At 56.4% G+C, this 16,205-nt stretch carries 12 protein-coding genes and 1 tRNA gene; 8 read left to right on the top strand and 5 right to left on the bottom strand.

Annotated elements, in window-relative coordinates:
• Positions 1-2: 2 nt before the first annotated feature.
• From IF189_RS23070 to IF189_RS23055, 4 genes are all read right to left on the bottom strand, one after another.
• On the bottom strand, positions 3-1,457 hold the full coding sequence (locus IF189_RS23070) for a hypothetical protein (protein WP_192552320.1): 1,455 nt from the start codon (positions 1,455-1,457) through the stop codon (positions 3-5).
• The gene (locus IF189_RS23065) at positions 1,454-6,448 is read right to left on the bottom strand and encodes an AAA domain-containing protein (RefSeq protein WP_192552319.1); all 4,995 of its coding nucleotides are present in this window, start codon (positions 6,446-6,448) and stop codon (positions 1,454-1,456) included. Before IF189_RS23065 ends, IF189_RS23070 begins: the two co-directional genes overlap by 4 nt.
• A 396-nt stretch (positions 6,449-6,844) precedes the next feature.
• Positions 6,845-7,174 (bottom strand): hypothetical protein, encoded by a 330-nt coding sequence (locus tag IF189_RS23060; RefSeq protein WP_192552318.1) that lies wholly within the window; start codon positions 7,172-7,174, stop codon positions 6,845-6,847.
• Positions 7,175-7,267: 93 nt separating this feature from the next.
• Positions 7,268-7,352 (bottom strand) — tRNA-Leu (locus tag IF189_RS23055).
• Positions 7,353-7,460: 108 nt separating this feature from the next.
• Here IF189_RS23055 and queA point away from each other — a divergent pair.
• From queA to IF189_RS23025, 6 genes are all read left to right on the top strand, one after another.
• Entirely contained in the window at positions 7,461-8,525 is a 1,065-nt protein-coding gene (queA, locus tag IF189_RS23050) for a tRNA preQ1(34) S-adenosylmethionine ribosyltransferase-isomerase QueA (RefSeq protein WP_192552317.1), read from the top strand.
• A 14-nt stretch (positions 8,526-8,539) separates the two neighbouring features.
• Positions 8,540-9,655, top strand: a complete 1,116-nt coding sequence (gene tgt / locus IF189_RS23045; RefSeq protein WP_162803510.1) for a tRNA guanosine(34) transglycosylase Tgt — start codon at positions 8,540-8,542, stop codon at positions 9,653-9,655.
• Positions 9,656-9,698: 43 nt separating this feature from the next.
• On the top strand, positions 9,699-10,034 hold the full coding sequence (yajC, locus tag IF189_RS23040; protein ID WP_065257675.1) for a preprotein translocase subunit YajC: 336 nt from the start codon (positions 9,699-9,701) through the stop codon (positions 10,032-10,034).
• Between the two features lie 64 nt (positions 10,035-10,098).
• Complete coding sequence (gene secD, locus IF189_RS23035; RefSeq protein WP_192552316.1) at positions 10,099-11,967, top strand: protein translocase subunit SecD; 1,869 nt, start codon at positions 10,099-10,101, stop codon at positions 11,965-11,967.
• A gap of 9 nt (positions 11,968-11,976) precedes the next feature.
• Positions 11,977-12,891 (top strand): protein translocase subunit SecF, encoded by a 915-nt coding sequence (gene secF / locus IF189_RS23030; protein ID WP_085709391.1) that lies wholly within the window; start codon positions 11,977-11,979, stop codon positions 12,889-12,891.
• Positions 12,892-13,012: 121 nt separating this feature from the next.
• Positions 13,013-13,561: a glycine zipper 2TM domain-containing protein gene (locus IF189_RS23025; RefSeq protein ID WP_085709392.1), complete on the top strand. Its 549-nt coding sequence runs from the start codon at positions 13,013-13,015 to the stop codon at positions 13,559-13,561.
• A gap of 115 nt (positions 13,562-13,676) precedes the next feature.
• Here the strand turns inward: IF189_RS23025 and suhB are convergent, their stop codons facing one another.
• Positions 13,677-14,495, bottom strand: a complete 819-nt coding sequence (gene suhB / locus IF189_RS23020; RefSeq protein WP_007903571.1) for an inositol-phosphate phosphatase — start codon at positions 14,493-14,495, stop codon at positions 13,677-13,679.
• A 145-nt stretch (positions 14,496-14,640) separates the two neighbouring features.
• Here suhB and trmJ point away from each other — a divergent pair, with 145 nt between their 5' ends.
• Entirely contained in the window at positions 14,641-15,411 is a 771-nt protein-coding gene (gene trmJ / locus IF189_RS23015) for a tRNA (cytosine(32)/uridine(32)-2'-O)-methyltransferase TrmJ (RefSeq protein ID WP_007956692.1), read from the top strand.
• 2 nt (positions 15,412-15,413) lie between these two features.
• Positions 15,414-16,190, top strand: coding sequence for a serine O-acetyltransferase (cysE, locus tag IF189_RS23010; protein WP_085709395.1), 777 nt, complete (start codon positions 15,414-15,416; stop codon positions 16,188-16,190).
• Positions 16,191-16,205 lie beyond the last annotated feature (15 nt).

Below are 16,205 nucleotides of genomic sequence, written 5' to 3'. Positions count from 1 at the left end.
TCTCAGGAGTTGGTCGGTAAGTCGATCATGTCCTCCGTAACTCGCTCTAAGGGTAGCTCTATTTCAGAAACCTCTTGAAGCAGCCGCTCTACTCGCTGGATAACGCTCGCATCGAAGCTAACGAACCCCAAAGGTACAGCATGGCCCTGGGAGTCTTCTAGGGGAAGATGCACCAGAACGGCGACGCTAAGGCCGGGTACTAGGAGAATTTCAATCGAAGAGGGAAGCGCTTTATCGCTAATTTCCAGAGTTTTTGAGAACGCGCGCTCAGGCCCCCGATTACCAGCCGTTCGGATGAGGACCGGCACGGGAGAGGGCGCATCTTCCCCGGTTTTAGTTTCTAAATACTCTGAGATTTGCCCGCATAGTTTTGGTAATGCACGGTTCAATCCCCAATAGAGGTTGGCGGGTGCCCTCCAATAAAACTTCTGGGGAATACAACTGATTGGACTATTAGCCGCCGTACGTTTGATGGCATCAATGACTAGTTTAGCGTTAGAAACGTTTACGAGTGGGCCAAGAATAGGAACTGTGCGCCGATTTACGGAAAAACCACGCCCTTTCAGAGCGGAGACCTCCCGGTAGAAGCGCATAACTGAAACGCCTTCCTTATTGGTATATTCATGCATTAGATCCGGGGCGAGGTCAGCTAGGAGTTGGTAGTGAGCAGATGCGTCTGGGGGGCGGCTCATCCGAAGCTCATCAACGAACTGAGCTACCGCGGAAGTGATTTGCGGGCGGCTTTCGAGATATTCCTCTCCACGCCAGGTTAGAAGGTCTGGTTCCCCTTGCGCAGGATTGCTGCGGAGAGCTTTCACTACAATGGGAACGATAGCTGTAAAGCGATCCGTCGAAACGATCTCGTCAATCGAGTAGAGCGATTTACGATTCACCTGCCGTAACTGACGTCGCGATGTAAGGTCGTTGAAGTGATGCTTGAATGAGGTCGGTATTCGGTCCCGTGCATTACCTGCAATCGCGGGGTCGATTGGGAGCTCCGGGAGCCGGCTATCAAAATGCTCAATCCTTGTTTTTTCCTCAGGGGAAAAAGAGAGCATGTCGAAGCCGACACTCATAGTCCTTGTTTCAACGTTGTAGATTTGGGGCGCTTCGTCCCATGGAACAAATAGTAGGCGCCCAGCCGTAGTCAGCCACAGACGGCCAGCATCACGACTGATGTACCCAAGGCTTACTGCATCGTTGAGCAAATAGGCCATTTCCTGAGGTTTGAAGTCAAAGAACTTTGCGACGGTTGTTTCCGGCATGCCATCCACAGTGTGGATCAGCCGAAGCAAGAATTCCGTTGTAAGAGATACTTTTCCTACCTCAGCGAGTTTGAAAGTAACCCTATATCGTCTGCATGGCAGCAGAACATCGTAGATTCCGATGATGATCGAAGGTGTATCCTCATCCTGACTAACTTCGATGTAGGATAGTGTCGTTGGTAGATCGATCATGAAACCTCCTTGTTGCTAGATATTTTCGCGCGTTTTGCGGTAAACGGTGTGCTGAGCGCCGCTCTTTGTTCGTCAAGCAGCTGTCCCGCTTCGATAAATACCCCGTGACCAGCCTCAACCTCGAGATCAAAATTTTCTTTTAGAGTTGCCATGGGGCCACCGGGAGCCCATGCAGATTTTGCACCGACGATCACAAGCCGATCCATCGCCCGGCTGGCAGCTACGTTGATGCGATTCGGACGTGACATGAAACCTGGCTTGATCGTTGGCTTGCCGTCGATCCGCTTCCCATCGAAATTATTTCGAACAAGCGACAGGATAACTATGCGATTCTCTTTACCTTGGTAACTGTCTACGGTACCAACTTTAATAGCTCCCCTCATCGTGTCACTGAGTCGTGCCAGCTGGAGTTTGTGCCTGATAGCCGTAGCTTGCGCGCCGTAGGAGCAAATGATCCCGATGGCAGGTTCCCTTTCAGTTTTCCTCTCAAGCCAATCGATGAAATTAGGACAGCGATCCCAATCCATCAGCATGCCGGCAATGAGTTCGCATTCGATGCGATTAGTAAGACTTTTGGATCCTTTTTTGTAATCCGGTTTTTGGTGTGCTTCCTCGCGCATGTCATCGGTATAGACCCACGTCAAGGGAGAGTTCAGCGCGGACGGGTAGTCTGAATCAGCCACGTCCGATATCAACCGGCCAGGGGTCAAAGACTGCTCATAGAACGAATTTGATACTAGTCGGCCGATCGGCGGAAGAGAGCGATACTGTATTAGTAGGCGTTGACTAATACTCTCACCAAAGCTGGACTCGAAGACTGTCTGGAAAGCACTCTCAGTAATGTCGTTAGCGGAATAACCTGTTTTTTCCGCGACCAGTGAAAGTACTGTCTCGTCAACACGAGGCTCGAGTTGAGCTTGATCGCCTACCAGCACACACCAGCGACCGGCTTGCATTGGTACCGAAAGTTCGCTTGCGGTACAGCGCGCAGCCTCGTCGATGACCACGAGATCGAAAGCCGTAGACGTTAAGCCAAGTGAAGACCTGCCAAGGCCCACACATGTGCCCGCTACGATCTGCCGAGTGCCTGCGAGGAACGTCTCAAAGCTGCGCTCTGCTGTTGACACGCTGCTTACAATATCTCTTGAAAGAACGGCAACCGACCGCAGCTTGGCGATACCATCGGGTGCACACCCAGTTTGGGTCGCAATGGCGTCGTAGATGTCATCTAGCAGGTGCGGTGTAGGTAGCTGGCTGATCAGGGGGATGTCGACGTCAATACTCATGTTAGTAACCATGGTACTAAGTGTACTCAACTGGCTATGTAGCCGCTCACGTACACCGTCGATCTCTGTATCCTCTGCCAACTTGTTGAGACTTTCTATAATCGGGCGAATCGATGTTTCTATCCAGGTGACCTGACTGGCTGCCTCCTCAGATATTCCAATGGCAGCGGCGGCTGTCATTAAACGAGGCTTAAGTGTGGCTTTGAAATTGTCTTTGTAAAGTTGTTCAACACGCAGTACGTGATATGGCAGAAGTTGGTCTGAAACGTCATCCTCTTGACCTATGCGAAGTATGCTCGGTGCTTGCTCACTGTCTGGAAACAACTTAAGCACCGCTTGGCCGGCATTGTTTACGGCTTCGTGTGATTGACTAGTGAGGAGTACGTTTCGTACATAACCACGTGTAAGTGCGAAATGGATCAGAGCTCCGATGAACTTGGTTTTTCCTGTGCCCGGCGGGCCTTGGAGAAGTCCAAGTGGTCGTACATTGAAAATTCGAGCAAAGGCAATTGCCTGGGTCTTGTTCAGGCCGTACAAGTCCATGATTTCGGCGACATCAACCTCAATTGGGACGTGATGAAGTTCAGGCGAGCAGGCGGGATCAAAATAGTCGATAAGATTAGGGACAATTGAGCGCCGACTTAGAATGCGTTTGACCGCCGCAGCGCGCCTCGATATGTTCGCGTACTCCATAGTGCTGGTAAAGCGAAGTCGCTGATCTTGGTCGACTAGGTGTCCGACAGATTCAAACCAAGCGATCGCTTCGATTTGTATGAATTCAGCGCTAGATTTGGCCAGATCGAGAAATCCAATTCTACGCCAGCGGCCGTCATTCCCAAGTCTTTCGACGCTTACCCGATCCCTCTTATCGAACTCAAAATGGCCATGGAGGAGTTCGATTGGCACTGCGTGAACCCCGCTTTCGCGGCGCAGCGTGCTTGGACCAACGGCTCGTGCTTCGTTCGTTAGGTTGACCTCGACATCGACCATAGTCCGCCACAACTCGGGTACACTGGAGCGCTGCGTACCTCGGCTGGACTCCACCAATTCTGTGACCGCATCTTCATCGGTTTCAGCACTGGTAGTAGGGGCACTATCAAAAAGATCTATCTCATCGGAGTCAACGTCTACTTCGTCATCAACTGTAGATTGCAACGAGCCCACCGGCTTGATAAATTCGGCGAATTCTGGATCTTCAAGAAGGCTTTGGAACTGCTTATAGTTGGGGGCTACTCCGCCGCGAACCGAGATCTCTGCACGTATTATCCCGGTTTGAAGTGCGTAGAGGCGACGATGAACGACCTGCGGGGCGGTTACATGGCGAGCAAACGTGATTCGTGAACCTTTAATTTTGAAATAGAGAATATCGGTCAGGCCGCGTATAAAGAACTCGGCCCCGATTACACCGTACCCATAACCATCGTCGTCAGGGAGCAACTCTTTAGTAGGCGCAGTGGGAATTCCGATGCTAAGCTGTCGGAACTTTGGCTGAGAAGGTGGGTTTAAAGCACGTTGCAAAGCGTCTAGTAGCGGTAGGAGCGTTGCGTTCGCTAGTGCGTCTCCGCCACGGCATTTTTCTATCCCCGTTACAACCTCCGTTTGAGCAGCCGATGAAAGGGCGACTCCTGTAAGGATTTCTTCGACAATTCGTGTGGTAGCATACCGATCTCGTTCAACTGTGCCCCCGGCTGCAGGAGAATAAGCTGTCGTTCGGAGCTCACCATCACTACTGCTGCAGAAATCTAGATAGTCTACAAACTGAGGCACCGGCTCGTCGCCACAAGCTAAGATATTTTGGGGCTTCAGATCTCCGTGACTCACACCAGACTCATGGAGTGTGATAACCGTTTGCACCAAGTTTAGCGAAAATCTCAAAGCCCCATCAGCGGTTACTTCACTCTTGTTTTGCAGGAAGGGGTGTTCAGCGAGGTTCGGTGCGTCTATGAAGGGTTGAACTAGGGCAAAGGCATCGTTCAACCAATATGCTGCCTTAATCGGCACGCATCCTGGTGGATGAGTGATGCTGAAGTGACGCGCTCGTTCCAGAAAATCTAGAATGCGTGGGTGGTCAGTCGAGCCGTCAACCCATGCTGCTCGTTTCCATAGTTTGACTAGCATCGGACCATCGACCGACTCAGACCGCCAGATAGTAATAAAATCGTTATCCTTTATCTCTTCATGCAATGGGTACCGCATGAAGAATTTCATCTGGGACGGAATAGTTTTGAAAGTTTCAAGGCGCTTTATAACCTCTGCACCCACACCCGGGGGTTCTACTGCTTCGTTGAATGCATCTAAAAGTTCTATCGCACTCTTGTATCGGACTGTGCAGTCCCACGAGATTGAATGCGCAAGCACTTGATGAAGGGTTAGGAATGAGCCTTGGGTGTCGACGGATGCGTCCCAATCGGGTGGTGAGCCAGCGGGGGGAATACCAAAGAGAATCTGGTGAATCAGGCAACCCAGATGATAGACATCCCTTTGTTCGCCCGTAGCATCATGTTGATTCAGTTCCTCATCGGGAGATTTGACGCTAGATAGGAATTGATAGCGAGAGTCGCCGAGAGAACATGCCTGTGGGTATCGAGCAGCCATTAAATGAGACAGTTTGACTTCTGCCGGTAGAGCCACCCAAACACTATGGGGGCCTAGGTCGAGGTGCGCCGTTTGATAGGCATGCAATCGACTAGCTTGGAAGAGCAGTTGGCGCGCAACATCAATTCGTTGATCGGGCCGAAGTCGTGGGAGCTCACTTCGAACGAAGTCTGAAAGGCGCTTCATGCGTCTGCGTTGGTCGTAAACCTCCCAGTAGTCCGGTGAGCGGTCTTGCTCCTCGGACTTCGGTTGAAGCAAGGCGTTCGCGCACTCCTCGTTCCGGTCATTAAGCCATCCTATGATGGTGCGCTCACGACCGGCGATCTCCAGCCTACCATCCTGCGTCTGAAACCTCGTATCAGCGTTACTGAAATCCCAGAGGCGAAGGAGACCGGTCGCCTTAGCTGGCGTGCCGTCCTCTACTGCAAATTCTTGATAGATCTTTGCTGGACCAACGTAAGTAGCAGATCCTGAGCCAGATGCCACATAGCCGCCGTACCTGCGCATACCAGGCACGAATACCCCGCTTTTTACGTTCAAGAACAAGTCGAGATGACGACGCCAATCTTCGGAATAAATAGGTGTGGAGACGAAGTCTGAAGATACTGGGTGGAAGCGACCGATCCGAAGCTTCGTATCCTTCACAATGTTGCAGAAGTTCTTGGCCGTGAAGACGCTTAGCTCTTCAGTAGGAGCGATACCGCTCAGGTCGAAGCTACTGGTAAGCACCACCACACCCACCACTTTTGGGGTGGGCATTCTGGTGCGTTTGGTCTGTCGCGCACGCTCATCCAGGTAGCGATCCAGTCTGATCCAGACTTCCCGGGCGTTCTCAATGATTTTTTTTACCGGAGACTGCCCGCTTTGTGGCGTTCCGTTTAGTGCCCAGCCCCCTTCATGGCTTTCATAACGGCCATGACCATCCTTGAGATCGATTAGGAAGATCCGGTCGACGGCAAACAATACCAAATCTATCTCGCGAGGTCCCTGAGGCAAGGAGAGATCCAGATTGGTGTGACCTATCCACTCTGACGGTAGGTTTTTGCTGAGGAAGTCAATCCCGGGAACCTCCCGCTTATGGATTCCGCTTCCGTGATTATTGATCCTCATCGATCGAAGTCCCTTCGTAGTTCGTATTGGCTATGGTAACCGTACGATAGGTTGATTTCATATTGCCAGCAGATTGATCTGGCGATGGCAAATAAAATCCCCATTGGGTAATCGATGTTGACCAAAATGCGGATATTGCAGGCGATCCCGCACTCAGATCCTTAGCCGTTGGACTTGTCTGGAATGACTCGCGTGAAAAGGCTCAGAGAGTCAGTCATTCCTGCTTTCTGCTCTAGCGTGTTGGGCTGAGACGTAACAGCTGATTGTGATGCTTAAAGTAACTGTGGGCCTGTCCCGTGACAACGGACGCCAAGAAGCTGGCTATTTGGCGTCCGTTGTCGCGGGACAGACCCAGCAAGTAATCCGAGGGGCTGTTTCTTCAGAGCGCGCGTCTGATTACAGAATGTCCTTCAAATAACCCTTGAGCGCGAGGAGTGGCTGATCCAGCTGCTCCAGCGACTGCGCCTGCCTGAGGTCGGTCGACAACTTGTGCAGTTCCCGCCCCAAAGGTTTCTCGGCGCCACCCAGGGCATCCATCGCCAGTGCCAGGCACTCGCTCATCTTGAACTGAATACTCTCGACATCGCCGCGCCGGACCAGCAATTCGAACACGTCTTTCTGATAGTCGCCCATGACCATGTCATCCCGCAAAATCGGGCTCAGGCCTTCTTCCTCGTACGCGAGTTTCAGAGAGAAAAGGGCGACTGTTTCCAGTGACGTTTCCATGGGGTGAACCTGTGTGAGATCTCGCCGGTCGGCCAGCGGCACTTTCCGGCAGGCGAAAAAAAAGGCCTTGCTAAGCAAGACCTTTTCTAATTTTGGTGCCCCGAGGGAGACTCGAACTCCCACTCCTTTCGAAAACGGATTTTGAATCCGCCGCGTCTACCAATTCCGCCATCAGGGCTCAATGGCGGCGAAGTATAGAGAGGTGCCTACCGTTGGTCAATCACGTTTCATGGTCAATTTTCGATATTTCCGCTAGACTTTCCGGCCCTGCTAGACGAACCCCATCATGCGCGTTGCTGACTTTACCTTCGAGCTTCCTGATTCGCTGATCGCCCGCCACCCTTTGGCCGAGCGTCGCGGAAGTCGCCTGTTGACCCTGGATGGGGTCAGCGGCGCCCTGGCACACCGTCAATTCACTGATCTGCTTGAGCATTTGCGCCCGGGCGATCTGATGGTGTTCAACAATACCCGGGTGATTCCGGCGCGGCTGTTCGGGCAGAAAGCCTCCGGCGGCAAGCTGGAAATCCTCATCGAGCGGGTGCTCGATACGCACCGCGTGCTGGCCCATGTGCGTTCCAGCAAGTCGCCGAAGCCGGGTTCGAAGATCCTTATCGACGGTGGTGGCGAGGCCGAGATGCTGGCGCGTCACGACGCGCTGTTCGAGCTGGGTTTCTCTGAGGAAGTGCTGCCGCTGCTCGACCGCGTCGGGCACATGCCGCTGCCTCCTTATATAGATCGCCCGGACGAAGGTTCGGATCGCGAGCGTTATCAGACCGTTTACGCCGAGAAGCTGGGCGCGGTGGCTGCACCGACCGCCGGGCTGCACTTCGACCAGACGCTGTTGGAAGCGATCGCCGCCAAGGGCGTCGAGACTGCATTCGTCACGTTGCACGTTGGCGCCGGAACCTTCCAGCCAGTGCGGGTCGAGAAGATCGAAGACCATCACATGCACACCGAGTGGCTGGAAGTCGGCCAGGACGTGGTCGACGCAGTCGCCGCTTGCCGCGCACGCGGTGGTCGGGTTATTGCCGTGGGCACCACCAGCGTGCGTTCGCTGGAAAGCGCCGCCCGCGACGGCGTGCTCAAGCCATTCAGCGGCGACACCGACATCTTTATCTACCCGGGCCGGCCGTTCCATGTGGTCGATGCCCTGGTGACCAATTTCCATTTGCCCGAATCCACGCTGTTGATGCTGGTTTCGGCGTTTGCCGGTTACCCGGAAACCATGGCCGCCTATAAGGCCGCCGTGGACAACGGTTACCGCTTTTTCAGCTACGGTGATGCGATGTTCATCACCCGTAATCCCGCACCGACTGCCCCTGAACAGACAGGCCCAGAGGAAACAGAATGAGTCGCGAATGTCGCATGTCCTTTGAACTCCTGGCCACCGATGGCAAGGCCCGTCGTGGTCGCCTGACCTTCCCCCGTGGCACCGTCGAGACCCCGGCCTTCATGCCGGTGGGTACGTACGGCACGGTCAAGGGCATGTTGCCGCGTGATATCGAGGCGATTGGCGCGGAAATCATTCTGGGCAACACCTTCCACCTGTGGCTGCGCCCGGGCACCGAAGTGATCAAAGCCCACGGCGACCTGCACGATTTCATGCAGTGGAAAGGCCCGATCCTGACCGACTCTGGCGGTTTCCAGGTGTTCAGCCTCGGCGCCATGCGCAAGATCAAGGAAGAGGGCGTGACCTTCGCCTCTCCGGTCGACGGTTCGAAAGTGTTCATGGGCCCGGAAGAGTCGATGCAGGTCCAGCGCGATCTGGGCTCGGACATCGTGATGATTTTCGACGAATGCACCCCGTACCCGGCTGACGAAGACGTCGCCCGCGTGTCCATGGAGCTGTCGCTACGCTGGGCCCAGCGTTCGAAGAATGCCCATGGCGACAACACGGCGGCGCTGTTCGGCATCGTTCAGGGTGGCATGCACCAGGACCTGCGCATGCGCTCGCTGGAAGGCCTGGACAAGATCGGTTTCGACGGCCTGGCCATCGGCGGTCTGTCGGTGGGCGAGCCGAAGCACGAAATGATCAAGGTGCTCGATTACTTGCCGGGCATGATGCCAGCTGACAAACCTCGTTACCTTATGGGCGTTGGCAAACCGGAAGATCTGGTTGAGGGTGTGCGCCGCGGTGTGGACATGTTCGATTGCGTGATGCCAACCCGTAATGCCCGCAACGGGCATCTGTTCATTGATACAGGCGTGCTGAAGATCCGTAACGCGTTCCATCGCCATGATGATTCGCCGCTGGATCCGACCTGCGATTGCTATACCTGCCAGAACTTCTCCCGCGCTTATCTGCATCACCTGGACAAGTGCGGCGAAATGCTGGGAAGCATGCTCAATACCATCCATAACTTGCGCCATTATCAGGTGCTGATGGCTGGTTTGCGCGAGGCTATTCAACAGGGTACATTGGCCGCCTTTGTCGATGCCTTCTACGCCAAACGCGGGCTCCCCGTTCCGCCTTTGGACTGAGTTTTCTGACCCCAAGATTCAACATTTGCAACTGGAGTGCTAAATGAGCTTTTTTATCTCTAACGCCATGGCTGACGCGGCTGCACCGGCTGCAGCGCCTATGGGCGGCGGCTTCGAGTGGATTTTCCTGGTCGGCTTCCTGGTCATCTTCTACCTGATGATCTGGCGTCCACAGGCCAAGCGCGCCAAAGAGCAGAAGAACCTGCTGAACAGCCTGCAGAAGGGCGACGAAGTGGTCACCACCGGCGGCATCGCCGGCAAGATCACCAAAGTGGCCGATGACTTCGTGGTTCTGGAAGTTTCCGACACCGTGGAAATGAAGTTCCAGAAGGGCGCCATCGCCGCCACGCTGCCAAAAGGCACGCTGAAAGCGATCTAAGGGCAACAACTTCTACTCAATCGACGGGGCGCGCAAGGCGCCCCGCGTCATAACGGGCGGCGTGATGCTGAACAAATATCCTCTGTGGAAATACATTCTGATCCTGGCGGTGCTGGCGATCGGTCTGATTTATTCCGCTCCGAATCTATACCCCGATGACCCGGCCATCCAGATCAGCGGCGCCAGCACGGCCCTGCAGGTCAACCAGGCCGACCTGGACCGCGTGAGCACCGCGCTGCGTGAATCCGGGATCAACGTCAAGGCGTCGAGCCTGGCAGCCAACGGCAAGGGCGGCCTGATCCGTCTGACCAAGGCTGAAGACCAGTTGCCGGCCAAAGACGTTGTGCGCAAGGCATTGGGTGATGACTACGTCGTCGCGCTGAACCTGGCACAGACCACCCCGCAATGGCTGCGCAACTTGGCTGCGCACCCTATGAAGCTGGGTCTGGACTTGTCCGGTGGTGTGCACTTCCTGCTGGAAGTGGACATGGACAAAGCCCTCGACGCACGCCTGAAAGTCTACGAAGGCGACGTCAAGAGCCTGCTGCGCAAAGAGAAACTTCGCTATCGCAGCCTGCCGCAGCTCAATGGCGCCATTCAGCTGGGCTTCAGCGATGCTGACTCCCGCGAACAGGCCCGTGCGCTGATCCGCAAGAACTTCAACGATTTCGACATTGTTCCGGCCGACCTCAACGGTCAACCGGTGCTGCGTCTGGCGATGACCCCGGCCAAGCTGGCGGAAATCCGTGAATACTCCATCAAGCAGAACCTGACCACGGTACGTAACCGCGTCAACGAGCTGGGTGTTGCCGAACCGATCGTCCAGCGTCAGGGCGCCAACCGCATCGTGGTCGAGCTGCCGGGCGTGCAGGACACTGCCGAAGCCAAGCGTATCCTCGGCAAGACTGCCAACCTGGAGTTCCGTCTGGCCGCCGAGCCGGGTGCCTCGAAAGCCACTTCCGAGACTTTCGAGTTCCGCGAAGGCAAGCGTCCTCCGGCACAGATCGAGCGCAGCCTGATCATCACCGGTGACCAGGTGACCGATGCCAAGGCCGGTTTCGGCGAGCACGGCACACCTGAAGTGAACATCCGTCTGGATGGTCACGGTGGCGAACTGATGAGCCGCGCGACCCGCAGCAACGTCGGTCGCAGCATGGCAGTGATCTTCATCGAACAGCGTCCGGTGACCACCTACGTCAAGCAGATGGTCGATGGCGTCGAGAAAGACGTTGCCGTGCAGAGCTTCAAGGAAGAGAAGAAGATCATCAGCCTGGCGACCATCCAGTCGCCGCTGGGTGCGCAATTCCGTATCACCGGTCTGAACGGCCAGGGCGAATCCTCCGAACTGGCGCTGCTGCTGCGTGCCGGTGGTCTGGCGGCTCCGATGTACTTCGCTGAAGAACGTACCATCGGCCCGAGCCTGGGTGCGGACAACATCACCAAGGGTATCGATGCATCGCTGTGGGGCATGCTGTTCGTCTCGCTGTTCATCATCGCCATCTACCGCTTCTTCGGACTGATCGCCACCGTCGCTCTGGCGGTGAACATGGTGCTGCTGCTGGCGCTGATGTCGCTGCTGGGTGCAACCCTGACCCTGCCGGGTATCGCCGGTATCGTGTTGACCATGGGTATGGCGGTCGACGCCAACGTGCTGATCTTCTCGCGGATCCGTGAAGAGATCGCCGCCGGCATGACCGTGCAGCGTGCAATCAACGAAGGCTTCGGCCGGGCATTCACCGCGATTCTCGACGCCAACCTGACCACCTTGCTGGTCGGCGGCATCCTCTTCGCCATGGGCACCGGCCCGGTGAAGGGCTTCGCAGTGACCATGTCCCTCGGGATCTTTACCTCGATGTTCACGGCCATCATGGTGACCCGCGCGATGGTCAACCTGATCTTCGGCGGTCGTGACTTCAAGAAGTTGTGGATTTAAGGGGCTGCCATGTTACGTACAATCAACTTCATGGGCGTTCGCAACTTCGCGTTCGGCGTCACATTGTTCCTTACCGTGCTGGCCTTGTTCAGCGTGTTCCACAAGGGCATGAACTGGGGCCTGGACTTCACCGGCGGTACGCTCATCGAGCTGACCTACGAGCGTCCGGCCGACGTCACCAAGGTGCGTGAGCAACTGGTTACCGCCGGTTATCACGAAGCGGTCGTGCAGAACTTCGGTGCGACCACCGACCTGCTGGTGCGCATGCCGGGTGAAGACCCGCAGCTGGGCCATCAGGTGGCGGAAGCGCTGCAGAAGGTCGGTGGTGAAAACCCGGCCACGGTCAAGCGCGTCGAGTTCGTCGGCCCGCAGGTCGGTGAAGAACTGCGCGACCAGGGCGGCCTCGGCATGCTGCTGGCGCTCGGCGGCATCCTGATCTACCTGGCTTTCCGCTTTCAGTGGAAATTCGCGGTCGGTGCCATCGTTTCGCTGATTCACGACGTGATCGTGACCGTGGGTATCCTGTCGTTCTTCCAGATCACCTTCGACCTGACGGTGCTGGCGGCGGTGCTGGCGATCATCGGTTACTCGCTGAACGACACCATCGTCGTGTTCGACCGGGTGCGTGAGAACTTCCGCGTGCTGCGCAAGGCTTCGCTGATCGAGAACATCAACATCTCGACCACTCAGACCCTGCTGCGCACCATGGCGACTTCGATCTCCACCTTGCTGGCGATCGCGGCGCTGCTGTTCTTTGGTGGCGACAACCTGTTCGGCTTCTCGATCGCCCTGTTCATCGGTGTTCTGGCGGGTACCTACTCGTCGATCTACATCGCCAACGTGGTGCTGATCTGGCTGAACCTGTCTTCGGAAGACCTGATTCCGCCGGCCAATACCGAGAAGGAAGTCGACGACCGTCCATAACGGCCATCGTTTCCCCGGTTGTCAGTCAAAAAAAGGCGCGAGTTGAACTCGCGCCTTTTTTATTGCTCCAAGGCTGGGAGAAGCGCGGGCGCGTCCCGCATGTGATGGTCAGGAGGTTCATGTGAACAAGTCGTTGCTGGTTGGTGCGGTACTGGGTGCTGTCGGTGTGACTGCCGGGGGCGCTGTTGCCACCTACAGCCTGGTTAAGAGCGGCCCTGAGTATGCGCAGGTTCTGGCCGTTGAACCGGTCAAGACACAGATCAAGACGCCACGTGAAGTATGCAAGGATGTCGCTGTGACCCGGCAGGCGCCGGTCAAGGATCAACACCAGATTCTCGGTACCGCCATCGGTGCTGTGGCAGGTGGTTTGCTGGGTAACCAGATCGGCGGCGGCACCGGCAAGAAGATTGCCACGGTAGCTGGCGCGGTCGGTGGCGGTTATGCCGGCAACAAGGTGCAGGAAGGCATGCAGAATCGCGATACCTACACCACCACCCAGACTCGCTGTAATACGGTGAATGACATCAGCGACAAGGTCGTAGGTTATGACGTCCGCTACTCGCTGGACGGCAAGGAAGGCAAGGTGCGGATGGATCGTGATCCGGGCAACCAGATTCCGGTCGACAAGGAAGGCAAGCTGATCCTGTCGCAGGCGCAGCCTGGGCAATAAGCGGTTGTAGTAAAAAAGAAGCACCCTTCGGGGTGCTTTTTTGTGCCCGGGATTAACCTGATGACAGGCATAAAAAAAGCACCCCGAAGGGTGCTTTTCTGGTTTCGCGAGAAGCTTAGCGCTTCAGCGAGGCCGGCAGGTGTGGCTGGATCGCCGTCAGAACTGCCTTGAAGCATTTGGTGTTGCCGGCAACGACGTGGCCTTTTTCAAGGAAGTCGTGACCGCCGGTGAAGTCGCTCACCAGGCCGCCTGCTTCCTGAATCAGCAGGGCGCCTGCAGCCATGTCCCACTCGGACAGGCCCGACTCCCAGAACGCGTCGAAACGACCAGCGGCAACGTAGGCCAGGTCCAGGCTCGCCGAACCGGCGCGGCGGATGCCGGCAGTCTGGCCAACCAGGGCGCGGAACATGCCCAGGTAGTTGTCGAGGTTGTCCATCTGGTCGTCACGGAACGGAAAACCGGTGCCGAGCAGAGCGCCGTCCAGGCTGGTACGACCGCTGACACGCAGGCGACGACCGTTCAGTTGAGCGCCGCGACCACGGCTGGCGGTGAATTCTTCCTGGCGAACCGGATCCAGAACAACGGCGTGTTCCAGGCGACCACGGTATTTGCAGGCAATGCTGACAGCGAAGTGAGGAATGCCGCGCAGGAAGTTGGTGGTGCCGTCCAGTGGATCGATGATCCACAGGTATTCTTCGCCTTCGATGCCGTTGCCGGCGTGCATGCCGGTCTCTTCACCCATGATCGAGTGATTCGGGTAAGCCTTGCGCAGGGCGTCGATGATTTTCTGTTCGGCGGCGCGATCGACCTCGGATACATAATCCTTGGCGTCTTTTTCGTCGACCTTGATGGTATCCAGGCGCTCGATGGAGCGGAAGATCAGTTCACTGGCGCTGCGGGCGGCGCGCAGCGCGATATTCAGCATGGGCTGCATGGATGTGTCACCTAAGGTTGTTAAAGAAAGCCGCGCATTCTATCAGAACTTTTCTTCAGGTGAAGGTCGCTGTTCGCTTTCATAGCTTAACGGTAGGCTGTTCTGTAAGATTTGCACCCCTTTCCCCAGTCCGAGAGCGCCCGCCGTGCTGCAAAACATTCGTGTCGTCCTGGTCAATACCAGCCACCCGGGAAATATCGGCGGGACCGCGCGCGCCATGAAAAACATGGGTTTGTCGCGGCTGGTGCTGGTCGATCCGCGAGTCTTTCCGCATCACGAAGCCGATGCTCGTGCCTCGGGTGCCGGTGACATCCTTGAAAATGCGCAAGTCGTCGCCACCTTGGAAGACGCCCTGGTCGGCTGCAATCTGGTGCTCGGCACCAGTGCCCGCGACCGGCGCATTCCCTGGCCGCTGCTGGATCCGCGCGAATGCGGGACCAAAGTGGTCGAGGAGGCCGGGCAGGGCGCGGAAATCGCGCTGGTGTTCGGTCGTGAGGATTCCGGCCTGACCAACGACGAGCTGCAACGATGTCACTATCACGTGCACATCCCCTCCGATCCTGAATTCAGCTCGCTGAATCTCGGGGCGGCGGTGCAGGTGTTGAGCTATGAAGTGCGCATGGCCTGGCTGGCAGCACAGGGTCAGCCGACCAAGATCGAGAAAGAAGAAGTGGCCTCCGTGAAAAGCGCCGAGCTGGCGACCATGGATGAGCTGGAGCGGTTCTATGAGCACCTGGAACAGACCCTGGTGGCCATCGAATTCCTCGATCCGGAGAAACCTCGGCACTTGATGGCGCGCCTGCGCCGGTTGTACGGACGCAGCTCGGTCAGTCGGGCGGAAATGAATATTTTGCGTGGCATCCTCACGGAAACCCAGAAAGCGGCCCGTGGCGAGCTCCTTAAGCGGAAGGATTAATGATGTTCGAGCGTTTGCGTGAAGATATCCAGAGCGTATTCCACCGAGACCCGGCGGCGCGTAACGCTTTTGAAGTCCTGACCTGCTACCCCGGCATGCATGCGATCTGGATTCATCGACTGGCCGGCATGCTCTGGCGTAACGATTTGAAATGGCTGGCGCGCCTGGTGTCGAACTTCGGTCGCTGGCTGACCGGTATCGAGATTCATCCGGGCGCCAAGGTGGGTCGACGCTTCTTTATCGACCATGGCATGGGCATCGTCATTGGCGAAACCGCAGAAATCGGCGATGACGTCACCATCTATCAGGGCGTGACCCTTGGCGGCACCAGCTGGAACAAGGGCAAGCGTCACCCGACGCTGGGTGATGGCGTTGTCGTGGGGGCCGGCGCGAAGGTGCTGGGTCCGTTCACGGTCGGCGCTGGCGCCAAGGTCGGCTCCAATGCCGTGGTGACCAAAGAGGTACCGCCGGGCGCCACGGTGGTGGGGATTCCGGGTCGGATCATCGTCAAGTCCGATGATGAGGCTGACGCAAAGCGTAAGGCGATGGCCGAGAAAATCGGTTTCGATGCCTATGGCGTGAGCGGTGACATGCCGGACCCTGTGGCGCGTGCCATTGGTCAATTGCTTGATCACCTGCAGGCGGTGGATGGCCGTCTGGAAGGGATGTGCGGGGCGCTGAAGGATCTGGGCAGCAATTACTGTGCGAAAGATCTGCCTGAACTGCGCGAAGAAGACTTCGCCTGCGTGAAGGGCAAGGACGAATCAACGACGCATTGATGCGCTTGCAGGGCT

The sequence above is a fragment of the Pseudomonas sp. IzPS59 genome (assembly GCF_014863505.1).
GTDB lineage: Bacteria > Pseudomonadota > Gammaproteobacteria > Pseudomonadales > Pseudomonadaceae > Aquipseudomonas > Aquipseudomonas kribbensis.
Note: the sequence above shows the minus strand (reverse complement) of the source record. Positions and strands in the feature narration are given on the sequence as shown.